Source organism: Solibacillus sp. FSL K6-1523, assembly GCF_038005225.1.
Classification (GTDB): domain Bacteria; phylum Bacillota; class Bacilli; order Bacillales_A; family Planococcaceae; genus Solibacillus.
The window spans coordinates 4,124,236-4,147,662 of the sequence record NZ_JBBOSU010000001.1 but is presented as its reverse complement, the minus strand read 5'-3'; the positions used below and the strand labels follow the sequence as shown (position 1 = coordinate 4,147,662).

The 23,427-nt window shown below is 37.3% G+C and carries 22 protein-coding genes; 16 read left to right on the top strand and 6 right to left on the bottom strand.

The window, feature by feature from the left end:
- Positions 1-107: 107 nt before the first annotated feature.
- The 3 genes from MHI10_RS19980 to MHI10_RS19970 all read left to right on the top strand — a co-directional run bounded on the left by MHI10_RS19980 (position 108) and on the right by MHI10_RS19970 (position 2,047).
- The gene (locus MHI10_RS19980; RefSeq protein ID WP_340788608.1) at positions 108-1,196 is read left to right on the top strand and encodes an AI-2E family transporter; all 1,089 of its coding nucleotides are present in this window, start codon (positions 108-110) and stop codon (positions 1,194-1,196) included.
- Between the two features lie 146 nt (positions 1,197-1,342).
- Entirely contained in the window at positions 1,343-1,804 is a 462-nt protein-coding gene (locus MHI10_RS19975; protein WP_340789299.1) for a hypothetical protein, read from the top strand.
- 18 nt (positions 1,805-1,822) lie between these two features.
- Positions 1,823-2,047: a hypothetical protein gene (locus MHI10_RS19970; RefSeq protein WP_340788606.1), complete on the top strand. Its 225-nt coding sequence runs from the start codon at positions 1,823-1,825 to the stop codon at positions 2,045-2,047.
- Between the two features lie 48 nt (positions 2,048-2,095).
- Here MHI10_RS19970 and MHI10_RS19965 read toward each other — a convergent pair whose 3' ends face one another.
- The 3 genes from MHI10_RS19965 to MHI10_RS19955 all read right to left on the bottom strand — a co-directional run bounded on the left by MHI10_RS19965 (position 2,096) and on the right by MHI10_RS19955 (position 6,168).
- Complete coding sequence (locus MHI10_RS19965) at positions 2,096-4,204, bottom strand: MMPL family transporter (protein ID WP_340788603.1); 2,109 nt, start codon at positions 4,202-4,204, stop codon at positions 2,096-2,098.
- Positions 4,205-4,321: 117 nt separating this feature from the next.
- On the bottom strand, positions 4,322-4,942 hold the full coding sequence (locus tag MHI10_RS19960; protein WP_340788601.1) for a DUF47 domain-containing protein: 621 nt from the start codon (positions 4,940-4,942) through the stop codon (positions 4,322-4,324).
- A gap of 59 nt (positions 4,943-5,001) precedes the next feature.
- Entirely contained in the window at positions 5,002-6,168 is a 1,167-nt protein-coding gene (locus MHI10_RS19955; RefSeq protein ID WP_340788599.1) for a class I SAM-dependent methyltransferase, read from the bottom strand.
- A 293-nt stretch (positions 6,169-6,461) separates the two neighbouring features.
- Between MHI10_RS19955 and hflX the strand changes: the two genes are divergently transcribed.
- From hflX to zupT, 10 genes are all read left to right on the top strand, one after another.
- Complete coding sequence (gene hflX, locus MHI10_RS19950; RefSeq protein WP_340789296.1) at positions 6,462-7,739, top strand: GTPase HflX; 1,278 nt, start codon at positions 6,462-6,464, stop codon at positions 7,737-7,739.
- Between the two features lie 647 nt (positions 7,740-8,386).
- Positions 8,387-9,220 (top strand): GNAT family N-acetyltransferase, encoded by an 834-nt coding sequence (locus MHI10_RS19945; protein WP_340788597.1) that lies wholly within the window; start codon positions 8,387-8,389, stop codon positions 9,218-9,220.
- A 110-nt stretch (positions 9,221-9,330) separates the two neighbouring features.
- Positions 9,331-10,452 carry an o-succinylbenzoate synthase gene (gene menC / locus MHI10_RS19940; RefSeq protein ID WP_340788595.1) on the top strand — a complete coding sequence of 374 codons (1,122 nt, stop codon included), beginning with the start codon at positions 9,331-9,333 and terminating at the stop codon, positions 10,450-10,452.
- Positions 10,453-10,639: 187 nt separating this feature from the next.
- On the top strand, positions 10,640-11,587 hold the full coding sequence (locus MHI10_RS19935) for an ABC transporter permease (RefSeq protein WP_340788593.1): 948 nt from the start codon (positions 10,640-10,642) through the stop codon (positions 11,585-11,587).
- Entirely contained in the window at positions 11,580-12,536 is a 957-nt protein-coding gene (locus MHI10_RS19930) for an iron chelate uptake ABC transporter family permease subunit (protein ID WP_340788591.1), read from the top strand. Before MHI10_RS19935 ends, MHI10_RS19930 begins: the two co-directional genes overlap by 8 nt.
- On the top strand, positions 12,533-13,297 hold the full coding sequence (locus MHI10_RS19925) for an iron ABC transporter ATP-binding protein (protein ID WP_340788588.1): 765 nt from the start codon (positions 12,533-12,535) through the stop codon (positions 13,295-13,297). Before MHI10_RS19930 ends, MHI10_RS19925 begins: the two co-directional genes overlap by 4 nt.
- Before the next feature lie 267 nt (positions 13,298-13,564).
- Complete coding sequence (locus MHI10_RS19920; protein ID WP_340788586.1) at positions 13,565-14,566, top strand: siderophore ABC transporter substrate-binding protein; 1,002 nt, start codon at positions 13,565-13,567, stop codon at positions 14,564-14,566.
- 62 nt (positions 14,567-14,628) lie between these two features.
- Positions 14,629-14,961, top strand: coding sequence for an antibiotic biosynthesis monooxygenase family protein (locus tag MHI10_RS19915; RefSeq protein ID WP_340788584.1), 333 nt, complete (start codon positions 14,629-14,631; stop codon positions 14,959-14,961).
- A gap of 141 nt (positions 14,962-15,102) precedes the next feature.
- The gene (locus tag MHI10_RS19910; protein WP_340788582.1) at positions 15,103-15,714 is read left to right on the top strand and encodes a phosphatase PAP2 family protein; all 612 of its coding nucleotides are present in this window, start codon (positions 15,103-15,105) and stop codon (positions 15,712-15,714) included.
- A gap of 130 nt (positions 15,715-15,844) precedes the next feature.
- Entirely contained in the window at positions 15,845-16,663 is an 819-nt protein-coding gene (gene zupT, locus MHI10_RS19905; protein WP_340788580.1) for a zinc transporter ZupT, read from the top strand.
- A gap of 75 nt (positions 16,664-16,738) precedes the next feature.
- Here the strand turns inward: zupT and MHI10_RS19900 are convergent, their stop codons facing one another.
- The 3 genes from MHI10_RS19900 to thrC all read right to left on the bottom strand — a co-directional run bounded on the left by MHI10_RS19900 (position 16,739) and on the right by thrC (position 19,492).
- Positions 16,739-17,386: an NAD(P)-dependent oxidoreductase gene (locus MHI10_RS19900; protein ID WP_340788578.1), complete on the bottom strand. Its 648-nt coding sequence runs from the start codon at positions 17,384-17,386 to the stop codon at positions 16,739-16,741.
- Positions 17,387-17,534: 148 nt separating this feature from the next.
- Positions 17,535-18,437 (bottom strand): homoserine kinase, encoded by a 903-nt coding sequence (gene thrB, locus MHI10_RS19895; RefSeq protein ID WP_340788576.1) that lies wholly within the window; start codon positions 18,435-18,437, stop codon positions 17,535-17,537.
- Entirely contained in the window at positions 18,434-19,492 is a 1,059-nt protein-coding gene (gene thrC, locus MHI10_RS19890; protein WP_340788574.1) for a threonine synthase, read from the bottom strand. Before thrC ends, thrB begins: the two co-directional genes overlap by 4 nt.
- 199 nt (positions 19,493-19,691) lie before the next feature.
- On the opposite strand from thrC, the gene MHI10_RS19885 reads away from it, so the two are divergent.
- The 3 genes from MHI10_RS19885 to MHI10_RS19875 all read left to right on the top strand — a co-directional run bounded on the left by MHI10_RS19885 (position 19,692) and on the right by MHI10_RS19875 (position 23,386).
- The gene (locus MHI10_RS19885) at positions 19,692-20,933 is read left to right on the top strand and encodes an MFS transporter (protein WP_445683201.1); all 1,242 of its coding nucleotides are present in this window, start codon (positions 19,692-19,694) and stop codon (positions 20,931-20,933) included.
- A gap of 504 nt (positions 20,934-21,437) precedes the next feature.
- On the top strand, positions 21,438-22,286 hold the full coding sequence (locus MHI10_RS19880; RefSeq protein WP_340788572.1) for a MurR/RpiR family transcriptional regulator: 849 nt from the start codon (positions 21,438-21,440) through the stop codon (positions 22,284-22,286).
- A gap of 173 nt (positions 22,287-22,459) precedes the next feature.
- Positions 22,460-23,386, top strand: a complete 927-nt coding sequence (locus MHI10_RS19875; RefSeq protein WP_340788570.1) for a manganese-dependent inorganic pyrophosphatase — start codon at positions 22,460-22,462, stop codon at positions 23,384-23,386.
- Positions 23,387-23,427 lie beyond the last annotated feature (41 nt).

The window sequence follows — 23,427 nt, the reverse complement described above, 5'->3', positions numbered from 1 at the left end:
TGCAAAATCCGTTCAAATAAATTGAGCGGATTTTTGTAATTCACCCCATTTTGTGGCATTCTAAGACATAACTAAGAAGAAATTATTGAAAGGAAGAAAGTGAAATTATGACAAGAAAATTATGGTTCCAAGTCGGCATAGGGATAGTCATTCTATTATTAATTATAAAATACTTTATTGAAATCCATGCCATTTTCAATCCAATTGTCATTATATTTAAGACAATTCTAATTCCAGTATTGCTCGGTGGTGTACTTTACTATGTGATGGAGCCATTACAAAGATTGTTAGAGAAGAAAGGAATGCCGAGATGGGGGAGTTTAACGACGATTGTTCTCATCTTGATCGGTGCAGTAACAGGGCTATTACTACTTGTTGGCTCACCAGTTGCGAACCAAGTAAATAAACTTGTAGCGAATGCCCCAACAATTGCTTATCAAATTGAAGAGGCAATTAACTTTGTGCTAGTAAACTGGCAAAATTGGGGGGACTTACCACCTCAAGTTGAGGAGTTTGTCGCAACGATAACGAGCTCCATTCAAAATATTGCTGTTACTAGTAGTAAGTATCTTGTAACGATTGTAAGTGGTGCGGTTTCGGTGACGTTTACATTAATATTAGTGCCGTTCTTCTTTATTTTTATGCTGAAGGATCATGAGAAATTTGCCCCACAAATTTATGATATATTTTCTGGAAAACGTCGTACATGGTTGAAAAAAACAATGGAAGATATTGATACAGTGTTACGTAGCTATGTACAAGGACAAGTGCTCGTTAGTTTTTTACTAGCAATGATGATGTTTATCGGATATTTAATTATTGACTTGGAATATTCAATATTACTCGCGATTTTTTCATTTTTTATGAACATGATACCGTTTATTGGTCCATGGATATCACTTGTACCGGCTGTTATTGTGGCACTCATTCAAGATCCGATGTTAGTTGTATGGGTAGGTGTGATTACATTAATTGCTCAGCAAGTTGAAAGTAATTTGATTACCCCGAATATTATGGGGAAATCATTGGATATTCACCCGTTAACAGTTATTTCTTTAGTGCTGGCTGCGGGGAATATTGCGGGCTTTATCGGGATTTTAGTAGCGATTCCAACGTATGCAGTTATTAAAGTAATCGTACAGAATATTTACCATGAACGAAAAAGTATTAAAGAAGCAGCAACAAAGACTGTCTAAAATAAGAAGCCTATGTCACAGATTTTTAAGGGGAGTTTTTCGAGCTCGCTCGAAAAAATCTGGACTAAAGTTAGCCGAGGCGTAATTGATTTATGGCGAACGTGTTATACTTAATAATTAAGAATGCAAAATTAAAGGAGCAAATAATGCTAACATTTGAACAAAAGCAAGCCATCATCGAAACATTTCCAACGCTAACGAAAAAGGAAATTTCGTTAAAGCGTTTAAATTATCATTTTGAAGAAACTTTATATGAAAAATCTATAGTGGTAGAAAAGCTCCATCCAAACGGCAATGGTTTTGTCTTTGTCGGAGATTTGGTGAAATACGAAAAAGAAGCTAGTGACAAAGGGCTTGTGAACATTCGTGATTACAGTGAGGCGGCATTACGCGAAATCGTGGCGGATGCGATTGACTATTTATCAGAGGAAATTGATGATTCACCAATTATTGAAATTTGGGCTTCTCGTGAAGGAACCGAGCTGGAGCTAGAATTTAATAATCGTTCATGGAATATTTATCATCAGCGCAATTTGGAAGAATCATTTGGTACGCGTGAAGATGCGGTAGCTTATTTACGCGAAGAGGGATTCCGAGCTGTAAAATAATAAAGTGAGGGAAAACGTATGGCACAAGTAGGAACATCAAAAGAAATTTCCGGTAAAAAGATGGGATTCATCGTGATCGGGACAATTATTGCAGCAACCATTGCGATTGTGATAGCCATTCAAGCTTTTTATATGACATGGGATCCAAAGCAAAAAAAAGACCAGCAAAATGATGAAACAAACGAGCCAAGCTATACAAAGTCAGCCATGCACCAATATGAGCAACTATTGAAAATTAGTTAACAAAAAAGGTAGAAATGTTGTCAAAAATCAACGTTTCTACCTTTTTCATTATTTATTTTTCGTAAATGGAAGCCACCAGTTCCAATCACCAAGTAATTTCATAAAGCTTGGTACGAGCATGAGGCGGATAATGGATGCATCAATTGCGACGGCAATGGCAATCCCGACCCCAATTTGCTTAACAGGCATCACATCAGTAAAGGCAAATGCGCCTGTAATCACAATCATAATTAATGCAGCAGACGTAATGATTTTACTTGTCGAAACAAGCCCGTCTACTGTCGCTTTTGTATTGCTTGAGCCTTTTAAATACTCCTCTTGTATACGTGAAATTAAGAATACTTCATAGTCCATGCTCAGTCCAAATACGAGACAAAATACAATGACTGGGATGATAAGTACAATCGTTCCTTCTGCTAAGTCGAAATGACCGTATTGGAAAATGTATACGAGCAGCCCGAATGTCGAGCCAAGTCCAATAATATTCATAATAATGGCCTTCAATGGAATTAAAATGGAACGGAAAGCAAACATTAAAATGATAAACGTAGAAATAATAATAATCGTTAAAGCAAGAACGATTTTATCAGAAATTTCATCAAATATTTCTTGACTGAACTTCGAATGCCCTGCGATTCCAAGTTCCACGCCAACATCCTTTTTTGACCAATCACGGACAAATTGCTGCGCTTCTGAAGATGCCCCGTCCGCAGTTAAGTAAGCAATTAAATACATGTTATTTTGCTGAACAAAGTTTTCGGCAATTTGATCGAGTGCACCAGGTGCTTGTGGGTTGGCATTGACCGTCTCCCACATTTCAACCGAGTCTATATTTGCCACAGTAAACATCGAAGTAACACTTTTTACAAGTGGATCCGAGAGCAGTTCTTCTTGAATTTCGAATATTTTTTCGCGAGCTTCAGTAGAATCCCAACCGGAATCATTTTCAGCTAGTAAAAAAACGGGTGTTTCCGAGCCGATATCAAATTGATTATTCAGTGTGTCATATGTTTGTCTTGCATCATATGAGGCTGGCAAGGCATCCGTTGAAGGAATTGTTAAATCGATATCTTTAATCGGAACCATTGCGATACCTAATAAAACAAGTGCTACGATAATAATAGGTAGGGGCCGTTTAACAACGAATGCTGCAAAACTTTGCCAGCGTGAAGCCGTTGATTTAATACGGAAAAGACGCCATTTATTTAATCGATCACCTAGCAGGACGATTGTTGCTGGCAGTAAAGTTAAGCCGGATAGTACAGCTAAAAATACGACAATGGTGCCACCTAACGCGATGTTTTGGAAAATCTCTACTTCAATGACGACCATCGCACCTAAGCCAATCATGACACAGAGCGCGGAAAAAATAATGGAGCGTCCGGCAGTTTGGATAGCTGTTTGTACGGACTCTTCGACAGAAAAATTCGCGCGTTCTTCCCGATAGCGGTTAATAAATAGTAAGGCGAAATCAATAGAAAGCGCCAAACCAAGCATCGGTACAATATTCAAGACGAAAATAGAAAGATTAAACACATCTCCTAATAATGTTAGGATACCAAGTGCAATAATTACCGTGGCACCACCGATAAATATCGGTAAAAGTGACGCGATAACCGAGCCAAAAGCAAGTAGTAAAACAATTAATGCGATGGGCACACCGATAGCCTCAGCCTTCATTAAATCCTTTTGACTGGCCTCATTAATATCTTTTGAAATTACAGGTTCTCCAGTAATGGAAATTCCCTTTTCATCAGCAATAACAGAACGAATCTCATCAATAATTGGGAAATAATCAACAATGGTGTTATCGAAATCTAGTAGCGCATAGGCATAACCATCCCGATTTAGCTCTTCAACCCCAATTGGAGATGTTATGGATTGCATCTGTTCAATCTTTTCAAGTTGTTGCAACGTGCTTTCGATTTCTGCATCCAATTTATCTTTAAATAGCACAAAAATTGTTTTTGCAGGAATATCGAATGTTTCTGAAAGTTCTTCGGTCACACGAATATGTTCACCATCGACAAAAAAGCCATCACCTTGCAATTTGGTAGGGAGTTGAATGGCAAAGTAAACCATTATCATCAATAATAGAATCCAAAATATTAAAATCGGCTTTGCAAATTTCGTGATGAAATGTGCTAGTTGCTTCATACAAATTCCGCCTTTCTATTTCACATACTATTAGTGTAATAGATTTTAAGGGGAAATGTAAAAATAAAAAACTGATTCAAAAGCAACGAGCGTTACTTTAAAATCAGCTTAAAAATATTATGCATTGCGCATAATAATTGTTTCAATTGTGTTTGCTACTGTTTGGCAATAGTCTGCAATTTCTTCGAGTTGCTCGTAAATATCTTTAAATTTAATTAAACGGATTGGATCTTTTTCATTTAAAAACAGTTGCTTAATAGATGAGCGTAATACTTCATCACATTCACGTTCGTAGTCTTTAATAAGAATCGCATGTTGGCGCATTCCTACAAGATCCTTTTTATTAAGTAAGTCTGTCGCTTTGACGATTTCATCAACTGATTTCACAATATAGGATAAGAAATTGCGCATGGATTCATCTACTTCGATTAATGAAAACATTTCAAAGTGTGCAATCGTGCCTTCTGTACCATCTAAAATATCATCCATACGAATTGCCAGTGCTAAAATGTCTTCACGTTCAATAGGGGTCATAAATGATTTATTGAGCATGACGATTAGTTCATGAATTAATTTATCACCGGCTGTTTCATATTGTTTCATGCGGACGCTAAGTTCTTTTAGATCAGCGACGGACTCTATACGGAAATCATTCGCGTAATGTACAGCTTCACGTATATTTACAGCAATTTTATGCAAGGCTGAAAAGAATGGGTCTTGTTTTCTTTGTTTAAACATAGAAGGCCTCCTAGTTATTTATTATCGATTGTATACTAATTACGCCGTGACGTAATGGATTAATTTTCAAGTAAATCACGAAGTTCATTTTCTAAAAATGGCTTTGCATTTAAGAATTGGACAAATTCATTATACTTTTGACGTTGTTCATGTGTAGGTACCTTGCCGGTAAAATACGCACGAATTAAAATGTTTTTAGGTGTGTTTTCCATATCGATAAATTCCAGTAGCTGCGTTTCATAGCCGACGAGTGATAAGATTTCAGCACGGATTGAATCAGTAGCAAGCGCGGCGAATCGTTCTTTCACTAGACCGTGCTGCGTCATAATATTTAATTCAGGAACTTGTAACTGACGGTTTAGTTCATGTTGGCAGCAAGGGACACTTAAAATAACTTTTGCTCCCCATTTAACCGCACGTGCTAAAGCCATATCGGTCGCAACATCGCATGCATGTAGGGTAACGACCATATCGACAGAAGTTTCGTCATTATAGTCATTAATGTCCCCAACTTGGAACTCTAGATCCTCATAGTGCAGATCTTGTGCAATTCGATTACAATCCTCGATGACTTCCTTTTTTAAATCGAGTCCTGTTACACGAATATTGAATCCTTTTTCGATTTTTAAATAATGATACAGAGCAAACGTTAAATAAGATTTGCCCGAACCAAAATCTAAAATGCGGATTTGTCGGTCTTTCGGTAAATGAGCAAGAGAGTCATCAATAAATTCAACAAAACGATTGATCTGCTTAAATTTATCGTATTTTTGCTTTTTAATTTGACCATCCTCAGATTGCACACCTAGACGTACTAAAAACGGATAAATACGTGATTCATCAAGTAAATACTGCTTTTTTCGATTATGTGATAAATTAATTTGCTTTGTTGATAATGCTTGATCTGATTTCCAAAGTACTTTATTTTTTTTCGAAAGCTGGACTTGAACAGTTTGGTCAGAAAACTCCGCATGCATTTGACGGAACTGTTCAAACAATAGATCCAGCTGTTGCCGAACATCTTCGAGAGGGATGTTTTCATGTTTTAAAACACGCTCATACTGATACTCGAGCTGAATCATATAGGCGCCACGTAATTCGACTGGTTTTAGTCGAACGCGTTTCAGTTCATTTGATTTTTGACGTGGCTGGCTAATTGTTGCCTGCACGAGTGTTTTTGAGTTAAAGAGCGCAATAAGTTGCTCCTTCATTTGTTGGAATTCCATAGTTACCGCCTTTTCTTAGGTAGCTGTTTTCTCTACTTACTTTTTCTTAGTTAAATATGTACAAACAGCTCTTATAGTGTTCGTTCTAGTTTATCACATTGAACATTAAGGAGGCGATTGTACAGGGTTTTTAACTTGATTCAGCTGAATAGGGGAACAAAGGCGTTGGCACGTCCTGTGGGCTCTCGAAAAAATCTGGACGCAATTACGCTGGGGCGTAATGGATATGTATGTTACGATAAAAAAAATAACGAGCCATTTTTAGCGCGTGAGGAGGCAACAAAGTGAATTCAATGAAAGATGTTGAAACTTTAGTGGAAAAAGGGATATTAGTGGGGGTGAGTTTACAAAAGGATGAGCATTTTGATTATTCAATGGAGGAACTCGCCAATTTAGCAGAAGCCTTAAATGTTGAAGTCGTTGGTATGGTCACGCAAAATTTAGACCGTGTCACGCCATCACACTATGTTGGGACTGGAAAAATCGAGGAGATTAAAGCTTTCTTTGAAGAAGCAGATGCGAATATTGTTATTTTTAATGATGAGCTTTCACCATCTCAAATCCGAAACTTGGAAAGTGAATTGGCGTGCAAAGTAATTGACCGGACGATGCTTATTTTAGATATTTTCGGAAGACGTGCTAAAACGCGAGAGGCACAACTACAAGTCGAACTTGCACAATTACAATATATGCTGCCACGCTTAGTTGGGCTACACGCTTCGTTATCGCGTCAAGGTGGGGGCACGGGCGGCGGCTTTAAAAACCGTGGTGCTGGTGAAACGAAATTGGAGCTCGATCGTCGTAAAATTGAGGATCAAATTGCAAAAATAAAACGAGATTTAGAAATTGTAAAAGAGCAACGAGAAACACAGCGAAAGCAGCGTCGGAAAAATGCAATCCCTGTCGTGTCAATTGTCGGCTATACGAATGCAGGGAAGTCTACGATTATGAATCAGCTTCTCGCTAAAATAGGACAAGATGAAGCGAAGCAAGTATTTGAAAAAGATATGCTGTTTGCTACGCTAGAAACTTCTGTGCGTCATATTGAGCTTGCGGATAATAAATCCTTTTTATTAACAGATACAGTTGGATTTGTTAGTAAACTTCCTCACCATTTAGTAAAGGCTTTCCGTTCAACATTAGAGGAAGCACGAGATGCAGATTTACTTTTACATGTTGTGGATGTGTCGAATGAAGAATACCGCTTTATGATGGATGTAACCAATGATACGTTAAAGGCTGTTGGGGTGGAAGATGTGCCAACGCTTTATGTATATAATAAGTCGGATTTAGCAAACTTAGAATATCCGCTCGTAAGTGGTGATAATATTTGGATTTCTGCCAAAGAGGATGTTGGATTAGAGGAGCTCGTACAGTTGATTCGCAAGCAAGTTTTTGCAGATTATAAAATGTGTAGGATGCTTATCCCATATGATCAAGGAGCTATCGTTTCTTATTTAAATGAGCATGCGACGATTTTGGAAACAGCTTATGAAGAAGAAGGAACTTTACTTACACTTGAGGTGCAGGAAGCCGATTATCAAAAATATGAGTGTTATGTAACGAAATAAAAAGAATATTAATTAGTTAGCCATTCTGAAGAGCTATTTTGAGAATTAAATCAAAATAGCTTTTTTGTTTTTCTTTATAAAAGGAAGTTATGAACAAGTTATGTCTTTGTTTAATCGCTACATGTAGCAGAAAGAACTACCTTTATAGAGGGTGAGTTAAATGCAGTTTGAGCCTGTTTTTCATTGATGTTCTAACACTCGTTGAAAAGCAAGGGTTCATCTAACCGCAACTTAAAATCTTAACGTCATAAAATACATAATTGAAAAATAGAGGTTTTTTTATTTTGTAGAAAAGGAATAATAAAAGATATGTACTGTAAATGAGTCACTGTGGTATATACTATTATAAAGTGAAGATTCAATCTTTTCGGAGGCCCCTCCGTATGGTGAATTTTGAACGCTTGCACAATATGGAAACTCATATTGTAGAAACAGCCATTATTGTTGGTGCTGAGGTGAGTGTTGAAGCAATCGAATTATTAGTGTAAGCGATTATTGAGGAAGTAGGGAAGGTTCTTTTATCCCTAAAGCTCCATCCACCCCAAAAAAGGGCGGTTAATGCAGATCGTCTAATTATTGGTGCGAAAATTTTAGCAAAACAGCTTTACTCGTATGACAAAAAGTGAAGAATGGGGAAGGTGGACATTATGTTAGAATCGGTAATTGTAAAGGAATTAACAACAATTGAGCAAATAGAAGAGGCAAGGGATTTAGAGCATGATATTTGGGCAGTTGGCAGTATTCCGGTGCACCAAACGCTTGCCACAATTCGAAATGGTGGGATTGTATTAGGCGCTTACCTTAATGATGAACTAATCGGTTTCAACTTTAGTTGCCCAGGCTTCATGGAAGAGAAAGTATACTTGTATTCACATATGATTGGCATTAAACGAAATTATCGTGAGCAAGGTGTAGGCGAGCTCATGAAAAATTATTTAAAGGATCTCGCAATCGAACGAGGTTATCGAAATTGCCGTTGGACATTCGATCCGCTTGAAGGGCGTAGTGGACATTTAAACTTTACAAAGCTACGCGGTTATAGTGATACGTACATTCCAAATTGTTACGGAGAAATGGAAGATCCGTTTAACCGCCTATTGCCGACTGATCGTCTTTACGTAGAATGGCAGCTTGTAGATAATGATTATTTACGCTGGGATGCAAAAGTGGAGGAATTGTTAGAGGAGGCAGTGCCTGTAGTGGAGTGGTCGCTCAGTACGGATGGCTTGCCGATGCTTGATAAGGAGCAACAATTTATGCAACAAGAATCTTTCCTAAAAGACTCCTATTTATTACCGATTCCTATGTATTTCCAAAAAGTGAAAGTGGAAAGTCCAGCACTTGCAGAGGATTGGCGCTATAAAACACGCCATATTTTACAAACGATGTTCGATCAAGGCTATAAAATTATTCATTTATCGAAACATAATGAGCATGTGAGTCATTATTTACTCGTAAAGCGCTCGCTATTTGCTCTATAATAAGCAAAAATTCAATCCGTGGGGGCTTTTCTCCACGGGTTTTCGTTCAGAAGAAAACACTTTTTTCAATAGGTAGGATAGTTAATACCGAATATAAGGAGCAATGACAGATGAAATTAGTTGAAGTAACGATTTATCAGCTCGAGATGATTATGAAAACACCATTCACAACGAGTCTAGGAACAATGCAAAATAAACGTTTTTTAGTCATAAAGGCAAAGGATGAGTCGGGTGTAATCGGCTGGGGAGAAGGCGTTGCATTTGAAGAGCCTTCTTATACTGAAGAGACGCTAAAAACATCCATACATATGCTAGAAGATTTTTTAATACCAAAAGTGTTAGGGCAACAATTATCCCATCCAGACGAGGTTTATGAATTGTTTCGTCCAATTCGTCGTAACAATATGGCAAAAGCCGCAATTGAAGGTGCGGCATGGGATATTTATGCACAGCAAACGAATCAAACATTAGCGCAAGCAATTGGCGGTACGGCTGAAAAAATTGAGGTTGGTATTAGCATAGGATTGCAGCCAACTGATGAGCAATTGATCGCAACGATTCAAGAATTTTTAGCGCAAGGTTATAAACGGATAAAGGTCAAAATTAAACCAGGAAAAGATATTGCATTAATCCGAACGATTCGAGAGGCATTCCCGACTGTGCCATTAATGGCTGATGCCAATTCGTCATATACTTTGGATGACATGGAGTTATTAAAGCAATTAGATGAATTTAACTTAATGATGATTGAGCAGCCGCTTGCCCATGACGATTTAATCGATCATGCGACATTACAAAAGCAAATTCAAACACCGATTTGCTTAGATGAAAGTATCACTTCTTATGAGGATGCGCGCAAGGCGATCCAACTAGGAAGCTGTGGTGTAATCAATATTAAAATTGCACGAGTTGGTGGAATAAGTGAAGCAAAGCGCATCCATGAATTATGTGGTGAACAAGGCATCCCAGTATGGTGTGGCGGTATGCTTGAAGCTGGAATTGGACGGGCACAAAACGTCGCGCTCACAAGTTTATCTAACTTCACAATGCCAGGAGACACAGCTGCTTCGGAAAGGTATTGGTATGAGGATATTATATTACCTGAGGTGACAGTAGAGGACGGCTACATAACCGTACCAAGTACAGTAGGCCTCGGCTATCAAGTAAACGAGCAAGCGATTGAAAAATATTGCATTGAGAGAAAGGTACTTAAAAATCCTTTGAACCTATAAAAATAGTCGGAAGTACAATAAATCTCTCAAAAAGCCCTTTTTACTTTCAATAATCAATAGAAAATAAAGAAAAGTTAATAAGGACTGTTTGATTTTCCACAACTACCTAGCTATAATTGAGATACATAAGGATGATAATCATTTTCAATGAGAATCATTTAAAAAAGAGAGAAAACGGGAGAATGACATGAGATTATGGTATTTGATCGTCGCTACTGTTGTTCTATCATGCATTTCGTTATTTCTAGGTGCTAAAGATATAACGCCACTCGATTTGCTTGATTTTTCATCAGAAGAGACAGAAATCTTTTTAATTAGCCGTGTCCCGCGCTTAATTGCAATTATATTAGCGGGTGTTGGTATGAGTATAGCTGGTTTAATCATGCAATCTTTAAGTCGAAATAAATTTGTATCGCCAACAACTGCTGGGACAGATGATGCAGCAAAGTTTGGTGTGTTAATTGCGATGATTTATACAGGTGGAACACAATCGGAAAAAGTTGTATTAGCCTTTGTTTTTGCATTGTTAGGTACAATGCTATTCATGCAACTGTTAAATCGTATTAAGTTTAAAGATGCCATTTTCATTCCACTTGTAGGAATTATGTTCGGAAATATTATTTCTTCCATGACGACGTTTTTTGCGTATAAAGCAGATATTTTACAAAACGTGTCAGCCTTTTTAATGGGGAGCTTTACATTAGTTATTAAAGGAAACTATGAATTATTGTATTTAAGTGTTCCTGTTATTATTGTTACATATCTTTATGCAAATCGTTTTACAGTTGCAGGTATGGGGGAAGACTTTGCGAAAAACCTTGGTGTTCGCTATAGATTAGTCGTGAATTTAGGACTTACTTTAGTAGCACTTATTTCAACAACTGTTATATTAACAGTCGGTTTAATTCCGTTTGTTGGATTAATTATTCCAAACATCGTATCGATTTATAAAGGGGATAATTTAAAGAAAACATTACCGCATACAGCAGTACTAGGGGCGTTGTTCCTACTGGCATGTGATATCGTTGGTCGAATTTTAATTTTCCCATATGAAATCCCAATTAACTTAACAGTCGGTGTAATCGGCGGCGTGATCTTCTTAATCATGTTGTTTAGGGGGCGTTCATATGCGTAAAACAGGTTTGAAATTAACCATTTTAGCGATTGTGGCAATCATTTGTATCGCGCTGTATGGTTTATATGATATTAAAGGAAGTTTTGACTATGCGTTTCCACGTCGAATGATTCGGGTCTTGGCAATGATCGTAACGGGTGTAGCAATTGCTTACTCAACGGTTGTCTTCCAAACAATTACGCATAACCGAATTTTGACGCCTTCTGTCATGGGCTTAGATTCGATGTATATGGTTGTACAAACATGTATTTATTTCTTTTTAGGATCGTCTTCTATATTAGTTTTAAATAAATATTTTAACTTTACAATTTCAATTGTGGCAATGGTATTATTTGCGCTTATTTTATATCGTTTCTTATTTAGAGCGGATAAACAACCGATTTATCTCTTATTACTGATCGGGATGGTTTTAGGAACATTGCTTGGAAGCATAACGACATTTATGCAAGTAGTGATTGACCCGAATGAATATACAAGCCTGCAAAATAAAATGTTTGCTAGCTTTAATAACGTCAATGGTGACCTTGTTTGGGTAGCGGTTGGTATTTTAGCAATTGCCTTTATTTACGGCTATACGATTTTAAGTAAGTTAGATGTCATGTCACTAGGTCGTGATACAGCAATCAATCTCGGTATTAACTATGACCGTATTGTGATGAATGTACTTATTTTATCTTCCGTATTAATTGCAACATCTACGGCGCTTGTCGGCCCAATTCTATTTTTCGGATTAATTGTTGCAAACTTATCGTATCAATTTTTTGCGACGTACAAGCATTCGGTCCTTATCGTAGGGGCAAGTTTAATTAGTATTATTGCATTAGTCGGTGGGCAGTTTATTGTCGAGCATGTATTCGAATTTAGTACGACATTGAGCGTTATTATTAACTTCATTGGTGGCGTTTACTTTATTTATTTACTATTAAAAGAGAGTAGGTCAGCAGGATGATTCAAGTAAAAGGATTAAGCAAATACTTCGGAAAAAAAGCCGTTGTAGAAGATGTCCATGTGACGATCGAAACAGGTAAAATTACATCATTCATCGGTCCAAATGGTGCTGGGAAATCGACGCTGCTTTCGATGGTGAGTCGTTTATTAGATTCAGATACGGGTGAAATATTACTAGATACAGCGGACGTGCGCAAAATGAAGTCAGAGGAATTTGCAAAACGCGTTTCGATTTTAAAACAATCTAACTTTATGAATGTCCGTTTAACGATACGAGAGCTTGTGTCATTTGGGCGCTATCCATATTCACGTGGGCGTCTTACAGCAGAGGATGTTGAGCATGTAGATCGTGCGTTGGAATACATGAACTTAGTTGATATGAGTGACAAGTTTTTAGATGAACTTTCTGGTGGGCAACGTCAGCGTGCGTTCATCGCCATGGTTATCGCACAAGATACAGAATATGTGCTGTTAGATGAGCCTTTAAATAACTTAGATATGAAGCACTCGGTTCAAATTATGAAAATTTTACGCAAGCTTGTAGATGAGCTTGGGAAAACCGTTATTATCGTATTGCACGATATTAACTTCGCCTCGGTTTATTCAGACCGTATTGTGGCATTAAAAGATGGGCGCATTGTTAAAGATGGTCCTACGCATGAAATCATTAATTCGTCTGCATTAAAGCAAATTTACGATATGGACATCCCTGTTCAAGAGCAGGATGGTTGTCGAATTTGTGTTTACTTTAATTCTCATTAGTGAAGAGGCCATTTTGACTCAGTCGAAATGGCTTTTTTTTATGGGCAGGTGGATAGAAAGTTAAAAGTAATGGATAAAACCCAAAAAGCTTCGGATAGAACAGATATTTGAAGAGGGGTCTTTTCATCATTAATAAAATAATTTCCAAAACTAGTTGACGATGAGAATCAATCTCGCTATAATGAGAATTGTTCAAATGATAATGATAATCATTTCGAACGAAGAGGAATAATACGATTTTACATATATGAATAGGAGCGATTACAGATGAAGAACTGGAAATTAATGACTGTTATTTTATCAATGCTTGTTTTAATGTTAGCTGCATGTGGCTCAAATGATGATGCCGCTTCAAAGGATGCAGAAAAAGAGAACGCTGCTCAAACAGAGGACACGAATAAAGATGAGGCAAATTCAGCATTCCCTATGACAATTAAATCAACAGACTCAAACTATAAAGATGTAACATTTGATAAAGTGCCAGAAAAAATCGTTGTATTTGACTATGGTTTCTTAGATACATTAACTGCTTTAGATGTTGAAGTGACAGCTGTTGCAAAAGGGAACTTCCCAGAATCTTTAAAACAATATTCAGAGGCCCGATATTTAAATGCAGGTGGCTTAAAAGAGCCATTATTTGAAGACATCGCTGCAATGGCACCAGATGTAATTTTCATCTCTGGTCGTCAAGCAGATGCATATGAAGAATTATCAAGAATCGCACCAACAGTATTCGTAGGTACTACAAATAGCGATTATTGGAATACATTTAAAGCGTCAACTCAAATTGCTGCAGATCTTTTCGGTAAGCAAGCTGAAGTAGATGCAAAATTTGCTGAAATTGAAGCAGCTATTGAAGAAGTAAAAGCAATCTCTGCTAGCTCAGATGAAAAAGCATTAGCAACACTTTACAATGAAAAGATTTCAGCTTATGGTCCAGGTGAAGGTTCACGCTTTGGTTTCTTACACAGCATTTACGGTTTCCCAGCTGCGGATGATAAATTGGAAAATTCAACGCACGGTGCACAAATTAGCTATGAGCAAATTTTAGAAATTAACCCAGATATTTTATTCGTAGTTGACCGTATGGCTGCTACTGGCGAAGAATCAAACATTGCAGAAGCTTTTAACAATGATTTAGTAAATAAAACGAATGCAGCTAAAAATAACAAAATTATTTATTTAAATGGAGCACTTTGGTATTTAGCAGCTGGCGGTTTAACTTCTGAACTTGATAAAGTAAATGAAGTTATCAACGCTTTAAAATAATACAAATAAGGCCGTCCTTCTAACCGAGGGCGGCTTTTTTCAAAATAGGAGGCTACATAATCATGTTTGTACAAATTCGAAAATGGACGTTAACAGAAGGTAATGCCGGAAAGATTATTGAACGTTTTAGCAAAAAGCCGGATCAAGGGCCCTCATTATTAGAAAAGCAACCAGGCTTCATTGGCCGTGAATTATTACAAAAGAAAGTTCGTCGTGGTGAAGATGAGGTTGTGATGATTATTCGCTGGGAATCTGAAGAAGCATGGAAAAACTGGGAGAAGAGTCCTGAGCATATTGCAGGACATAAAGCGAAAATTAAGGAGCATGGTGGCAAGCCGCCAAAACCAGAATTCGTTATTTCAATGGAAAACACAAATTATACAGTAGTTGAATAGTAGAATGGAGCAACGGTGAAATACTTACTGTTGCTTTTTTGATTGGATGATAGAAAAGCAACATGCAATCATTTTTCACGTTATATATGTATATGATAAAATAATGCTTATCACAATTAACATTAGGAAGTAGGTATTCGTGTGAAAAAGTGGGCTTATCCATTAGCCGTTGTAACAGGTATTATTTTTATCGTGATGGCGTTTACTTATAATACATCAACAATGAATGTATTTGATGATAAAATAGCAGCAATCCTAACTGGAAATGAATTGATTATTTTATTTCATTATATAGGGGAGCCAATATTTGTTATTGCAGTTGGAGTGATTGCTTTTCTTTATTTGTGGCTACGTGAAAAAAATTACCGTGGCATGAACTTTATTTTGCTGACATTTGCGGCAGGTACCTTAATAAATCAAATACTGAAAAGAATATTTGAACGTCCACGTCCGGAAATTGTGGATCAGTTAACTTCTTTTAGTTTTCCATCAGGGCACTCAATGGCGGGTGTACTATACTTATTTACCCTTGCTTATATTTTTTCAGAAATCGCAAAAGAGAAGCGGAAAATTCAAATTGTATGGGTTGCTGCTGTCCTATTAGCTTGTTTAATCGGACTGTCGCGAATTGCAGAAGGTCGCCACTTTGCAACAGATGTGATTGCAGGATGGAGCATGGGCTACAGTTGGTTCATTGTATGTGTCATTTGGTATGAAGAGAGGAAAAGGAAAGTTATAGAGAAGACCACCTAATGAAAATGTAGGTGTTTTTTTGTATCAAAAGTTGGTCTACCACATAAGATGTTACTATAGCTAAAAGAGTTGCCTAAGGGAAACATTTGGTTTATAATCAAAATAACATATTGATGAAGTGGGGAATTCTATGGAAGGAAATATTATTTTTGCGTTAGGATTAACACTCTTTGCAGGTCTTGCAACAGGAGTAGGTAGTTTATTAGCCTTCTTTACTTCAAGAACGAATACAAAATTTTTATCGGTTGCCCTTGGTTTTTCTGCGGGCGTTATGATTTATGTTTCATTAGTTGAGATTTTTGTTAAAGCAAAAGATTCATTAACAGCTGCATTAGGGGCTACACAAGGCTATTGGATGACACTTGTTGGTTTCTTTGGAGGTATATTATTAATTGCTTTAATTGACCGTTTTATTCCAAAGGCCAATAATCCTCACGAAGTTCGTACAGTTGAGGATGTCAATGCAGTCCAAATTAAGCCGCAGATAGATGAAGAAAGACTAATGAAGATGGGGATATTTACTGCCTTGGCCATTGCTATACACAATTTCCCAGAAGGAATTGCAACGTTTATGGCCGCGCTACAAGATCCGAATGTAGGTGTAGCGATTGCGATTGCGGTAGCCATTCATAATATCCCAGAAGGAATTGCGGTAGCAGTGCCCATTTATTTTGCGACAGGGAATCGTCGTAAAGCGTTTAATTTATCCTTTCTTTCGGGGTTAGCGGAACCAGTCGGGGCTCTAGTAGCGTTTTTTATCTTAATGCCATTTTTAAATGATGTAATGTTCGGAATTATATTTGCTGGAGTCGCAGGAATTATGGTATTCATATCATTGGATGAATTATTGCCAGCAGCTAAAAAATATGATGAGACCCATTTATCCATTTACGGATTAGTAGCAGGTATGGCTGTTATGGCGATTAGTTTAGTATTGTTAGTTCCGTAGTTATAAAAAGGGCGATTATTTTGGTTGAAGGGCCAAAATAATCGTCCTTTTGCATAGAGACAATGTAACACCTAATTAAGAGGCAGCCGTTACATTTTCAGATACAACGGTAAAGCATGTATTGTGATGTTCACTTTTTTCAATTTCATCAAGCATTGCAACAGCAAAATCTGCATAGCTAATATAACTATTGAATTGTGAATTAACGAGCATATGTTCCTCACCTTTCATGTAATGACCTGTACGAGGACCTTCTGAATCGAACATGGCAGAAGGAATGACATACGTCCAATGAATCGATGACTTTTCAAAGTTTCGCAAGTTTTGTAATTGTGCCTTAGAAGAAGCGAGAAGGTCTTTCGGGTATTCCTCTTCCTCCATTAAGCGTTTTGTTTTCTTTTCATCAACAAATAGACAACCTGAGCATCCGATGACAAATAACTTTTTTGATGTCCCACCAAGTAAGGATATTAAATGATGCCCTGCCGAAATATGAAGATGTTCTTCTCCCGGTAATGGGGCAAAAGCGTTAATAATTATATCGAATGGTACTAAATCTCCTTTTGTTAAATCAAATAAATTTTTTTCTATGTTTGAAACATTTTCAACGGAAAGAGTTGCTGCATTTTTTAGAATGGCCGTGACATCTAATTTGCGTAGTATTGCTTCACGTAAAAGATGAGTTCCGGCTTTACCAGCAGCCCCAATAATAGCAATTTTCATCTATAATTCCCCCTTTCAATTATAAAGTAATTTATACCCCAATTTAATGGAAACTATGCTTGATATATAGATAAAAGAGCATTTCGAAATTAATCAAAATGCTCTTTCTCATATTTGTAGTATTTAGTAAGTAAGAAAATCCAATCTTTTATGAAAGGGCTGTTACAACGATGCCTTTTTTATCGGCATATGTTAATACAATTTCTTGTTCAGGGAATTGTGCACACATCGCATGAACAAATTGATCCGCAATGGAAGTAGGAACAATTGAAATAAGTGTTGGTCCAGCCCCGCTTAAAGCTGTTCCGTAAGCACCAGCCTGTTTTGCGGCAGTTCTAATTTCCGTATAGTTTGGGATAAGCTGTGCACGGAAAGGCTCATGGAATAAGTCAGCTTCCATATAGCGACCAACCCGTTCATAATCTTTTGCGACAAAAGAGGCCGCTAGCATATTTGCATGTGCACTTGCACGGACGGCATAGCCACGATCAAGATTGGCAGGTAAAACATCGCGTGAATCCGCTGTTTTTAGTTCAAAATCAGGGATAAAAACGATAAATGCCACATCTAAGTCATGAATACGAATGGTATCGACAATGCCGCTTTCATCCATTGAAGAAATGGTTAAGCCCCCTACAACAGAAGCCGTCGCATTGTCCGGATGCCCTTCAATTTGTGAAGAAATATTTAGCTTGTCCTGTGTCGACAAATTGAGCTCACATAAAATATTCGCTAATTCAATTGCCGCAACGATTGCAGCTGCACTACTACCTAAACCGCGTGCAAGAGGCAATTCACTCGTCATTTCTACTCTACAAGGACGTAAAGTACGTTCGTATTGAAGTGCCACTTGCTGAGCAATTTGATAAATTAAGTGTGTTTCTACCGTCGTATCAGCAGGAACATTTTCTCCAATGTGAACAAACTCCCACTCGTCTTGTAAAGTTACTGTTAAATTTAAATAAAGAGATAAGCCAAGCCCAATCGAATCAAAGCCAGGGCCTAAATTGGCTGTGCTACCAGGTACTGAAATTTGCCATTTTGCACTCATAGTGAAAATACGCCTTCGATATAGCTACGAATTTCTTGCTCATCATTTTTTAATGAAACAAGATCAACTTTAGAAACATCCATCGCAGTGTCAGGATCTTTTAAGCCATTCCCCGTAAATACAGTAACGACACGACTGCCTGCTGCAATTTTACCCGCTTTTACAGATTTGATTACACCGGCTAATGAAGCAGCTGAACCAGGCTCAACGAAAATACCTTCTTTACCAGCGATTAATTTGTAAGCTTCTAAAATTTCTTCATCTGTTACCGAGTCAATGATCCCGCCAGATTCATCACGAGCTGCTTCAGCGAACTTCCAGCTAGCTGGATTCCCGATGCGGATTGCAGTTGCTACTGTTTCAGGGGCTGCAATTGGTTCGCCTTTTACGATTGCTGCAGAACCTTCCGCCTCGAAGCCATACATTTTTGGTAAACCACTTTGCTTTGCTTCATTATATTCTTTGAAGCCTTTCCAATACGCTGTAATATTGCCTGCGTTCCCTACAGGAATACATAAATAATCAGGTGCTTGCCCTAATTGATCCACGATTTCAAATGCAGCTGTTTTTTGACCTTCAATTCGGAATGGGTTAACAGAGTTTACAAGTGCAATCGGTGTTGTTTCGCCAATTTTACGAACGATATTTAATGCATCATCGAAGTTTCCGTCAATCTCAATAATTTTAGCTCCGTACATACAAGCCTGAGCGAGCTTACCTAGCGCAACCTTGCCTTTTGGAATGACAACGATAGATTGAATACCAGCGCGTGTTGCATAGGCTGCAGCGGCTGCTGAAGTGTTTCCTGTTGATGCACAAATGACAACTTTTGAACCTTCCTCAATCGCTTTCGCTACAGCAAAAACCATGCCTCGGTCTTTAAATGAACCAGTTGGATTTGCTCCTTCAATTTTCCCGTATAATTCGATGCCTAATTCCTTTGATAAGTTAACTAAATGGATGAGTGGAGTATTTCCCTCATTTAGCGTTAATGCCGGTGTATTTTCAGTTACAGGTAAAAATTGTTTATATTCTTCGATAAGACCTTTCCACATAGAAAATTAGCTCCTTCTGTTCTCACTGGATGAACATTTGTTTTTATATACAAGACATTTTAAACCTATAGCTAAGTGATTTCAATAGGAAATGAAAAATTGTCTAAACTATTCGATAAATCAATTAGGAGTTGTCACTATTAAGAAACAAATGTATAGTATTAATGGTATGACATATGTAAAGACACATAAAAGGAAGATGAGTAAAGTGGAAGCAAATAATAGAGAAACAAAGCCTCTTTCACGCAATAAGCTTTTACGTGTTGCAGGTGTAGGATGGATGTTCGATGCAATGGACGTTGGGATTTTATCCTTTGTTATTGCAGCACTGGCAGTAGAATGGAATTTAAGTAGTAGTGAAATGGGATGGATTGGAAGTGTCAATTCCATCGGTATGGCTGTTGGTGCACTCGTATTTGGTGTATTAGCTGACAAAGTGGGACGGAAACAAATTTTTATGTGGACGCTCATTTTATTTTCAGTTGCTAGCGGATTATCAGCATTTACAACGACGCTCACAGCATTTTTAATTTTACGCTTTTTTGTTGGAATGGGGCTTGGAGGCGAGCTACCAGTTGCCTCTACATTAGTTGCTGAAAGTGTAAAGGCGGAAGAGCGCGGAAGAGTAGTCGTTTTACTAGAAAGTTTTTGGGCGGGCGGTTGGTTAATTGCTGCAATCATTTCGTACTTTGTTATTCCAGCTGAATTTTGGCCGATTGACGGTTGGCGTGTTGCGTTATTATTAACGGCATTACCAGCGTTTTATGCGATTTATATTCGATTGAAATTACCAGACTCACCACAATTTAGAGTGAAAGCTGAATCTAAAAAGCGATCGATTTTTCAAAATATATCAGAAGTGTGGTCGCCAAAATATGCACGCTCAACATTGATGTTATGGATTTTATGGTTTGCCGTTGTATTTTCATATTACGGCATGTTCCTTTGGTTACCGAGCGTGATGGTTGGTAAAGGATTTGATTTAATTTCAAGCTTTAAGTATGTACTAATAATGACACTGGCTCAGTTACCGGGCTATTTTACAGCGGCTTGGTTTATCGAAAAGTTTGGGCGTAAATTCGTATTAGTTACTTATTTATTAGGGACAGCTGCAAGTGCATTTGTATTTGGTGGCGCAGAAACGGTCACAGCATTATTAATTTCAGGCATGCTGTTATCCTTCTTTAACTTAGGTGCTTGGGGCGCGTTATATGCTTATACGCCTGAGCAATATCCAGCAATCGTGCGTGGAACGGGTGCGGGAATGGCCGCTTCAATTGGACGTGTTGGTGGTATTTTTGGTCCGTTATTAGTCGGTACATTACTGACAAAGGGCTATGATATTAGCTATATTTTCGCGATTTTCTGTGTAGCTATTGTAATAGGCGTATTGGCCGTTATCTTTTTAGGGAAAGAAACGAAACAAACAGAACTACAATAAATAGTATTGATTGGGTACTAACATAAAAACTCACCATTTTGAACTTTGAGATGGTGAGTTTTTTGTATGGATTCAATTCATAACGGAGGTTAGCTTTTGAGTCATGCTTACGAAAAATAATCCTTTTTACTTTATGTATTAGTTGTTATGTATGAGGAAAAAGGTGTAGTTTTTTTAATTGTTTATGTAAATTGGTCTGTTTACAAAAAGGGGATTGAACTAATTGTGACAGTAAAAATTGGAAAACGCATTATATTAATACCTATTAATATAATAAGAATAGTACAGTCTTAATAATTCTCTCTTTATTTATTTAAATATTACGAATTAATGTCAATTTCCTACATAAAAGAAGGGGTTATTTAGTAAGTCCTAGTTTTTTCAGAAAACTCATTGAATTCAATTAATATAAGTGATAATGTATTTTTTATTATATAGAGAATATGCACTAATCATGGGGAATTGATAGGTAAAATTTAGATGTCGAAAGGGTAGAGATACAAAATGGAGATTTGTGTAGAAATTAAAAGGAGATTTATTCGCTTATCAAAAGGTCAGCGGAAAGTAGCCCAATTTGTAATGGACAATCCGAATATCGTTGCAACGCAAATTGCTTCTGAAGTTGGAAGGCAGGCAGGCGTGAGTGAGTCAACAGTTATTCGTTTTTGCTATGCAATGGATTTATCCGGATTTAGTGAATTACAAAATAGGGTGAAGGATTATTTGATTAGTAACGGGGAAATGTCACTAAAGAAGCAAGCTAGGCCAGTTTCAAAAGTAAAAAGTAATGTAAACTTGGATATTATTGAACAAAATATTGATGGGATTTCAAAGACTTTTAATCAGCTGAATGAACAACATTTTGAAGAGGCTGTCCAACTATTACATGGTACAAAAAAAGTCCACATTTTAGGGTTTAGACAGTCGGCTCCTGCAGCCTTTTGGTTATATAATAACTTAGCTACGTTACGAAATCATGTGTATTTTATGCAGCATGAAACGGAAAATATTGTTCAACAGCTTACGTTAATGGATGAGGATTCATTGCTGATTATTATTTCATTAGACGAGGAATATGAGGATATTATAGCGACAGTCGAAATTGCTAAAAGAAAGAACGTCAAAATTGTTGCGATTCGTGATAAAAAAATAGTAGCTGCTAAAGAACAAGCGGATAAAGTATTAATTGTACCATCTGCTCAAGAAGGTGGGGCAACATGTACAATTGTCATTTTTGCATTGTTACAGGCGTTAGTAGAGGCAGTAGTCAGTCAAAATCCGAAACAATATGATAATTTTCGTAAAAAACAAAATAAAGAAAGCAAAAGCTCAAATTTAATTGTAAATGAGTGAATTACAAAATATGTAAACTCTTTGGCACCTTTATGGGATTTATATGAGTTGGTAGTAATATAAAGTGAGCCGACGATCTAGTGCTTTCAAAGCGCGGAATCTTCTATTTTTCTCAATTACATGAATATGTTAAAATGGGGGACGAGATAGTAATTATTATAGGAGGCTCAATCATGAGTAAAGTTTTAGTTTTCGGACATAAAAATCCAGATACAGATACAATCACATCCGCAATCGTTTATGCGTATTTAAAACAGCAAATCGGTGTGGAAGCAGAAGCGGTGCGCCTAGGTGAAGTAAATAATGAAACGCAATTTGCGTTAAATAAATTTGGCTTTGAAGCACCTCGTCTAATCGGCAATATCAAAGACGAAGCACAGCAAGTTATTTTAGTAGACCATAATGAATTCCAACAATCTGCGGAAGGTATTGAAGAAGTACAAATTACAGAAGTGATTGATCACCATCGTATTGCGAACTTCCAAACAGCAGATCCAATATACTTCCGCGCTGAGCCGGTAGGGTGTACAGCAACGATTTTAAACAAAATCTTTAAAGAGAACGGTGTAGAAATTCCGGCAAATATTGCTGGTTTAATGTTATCTGCCATCGTTTCAGATACATTATTATTCAAATCACCAACATGCACAGAGCAAGATGTACAAGCGGGTGAAGAATTAGCGAAGATTGCAGGCGTGGATGCTGCAGAATACGGCTTAGCAATGTTAAAAGCTGGTGCTGATCTTTCGGATAAATCATTAGAGGACCTTCTATCATTAGATGCAAAAGGCTTTGAATTTGGTGCTTATAAAGCAACAGTTGCACAAGTGAATGCAGTAGATATTGAAGATGTACTTGGTCGTCAAGAAGAGTTAGTCAACTTATTAAATAAAGACGTTGCAAATAACGGATTGGATTTATTCTTCTTCGTTGTAACAGATATTTTAAATAATGATTCTACAGCAGTTGCGGCTGGACAAGTTGCAGAAGCAGCAGCAAAAGCATTTGGTGCAACAATTGAAAATGGTCGTATTGCACTTCCAGGTGTTGTATCACGTAAAAAACAAATCGTTCCTGTGTTAACAGAAGGACTAAAATAATAAAAAAAATCCGGTGCCTATTCTAAAAGCACCGGATTTTT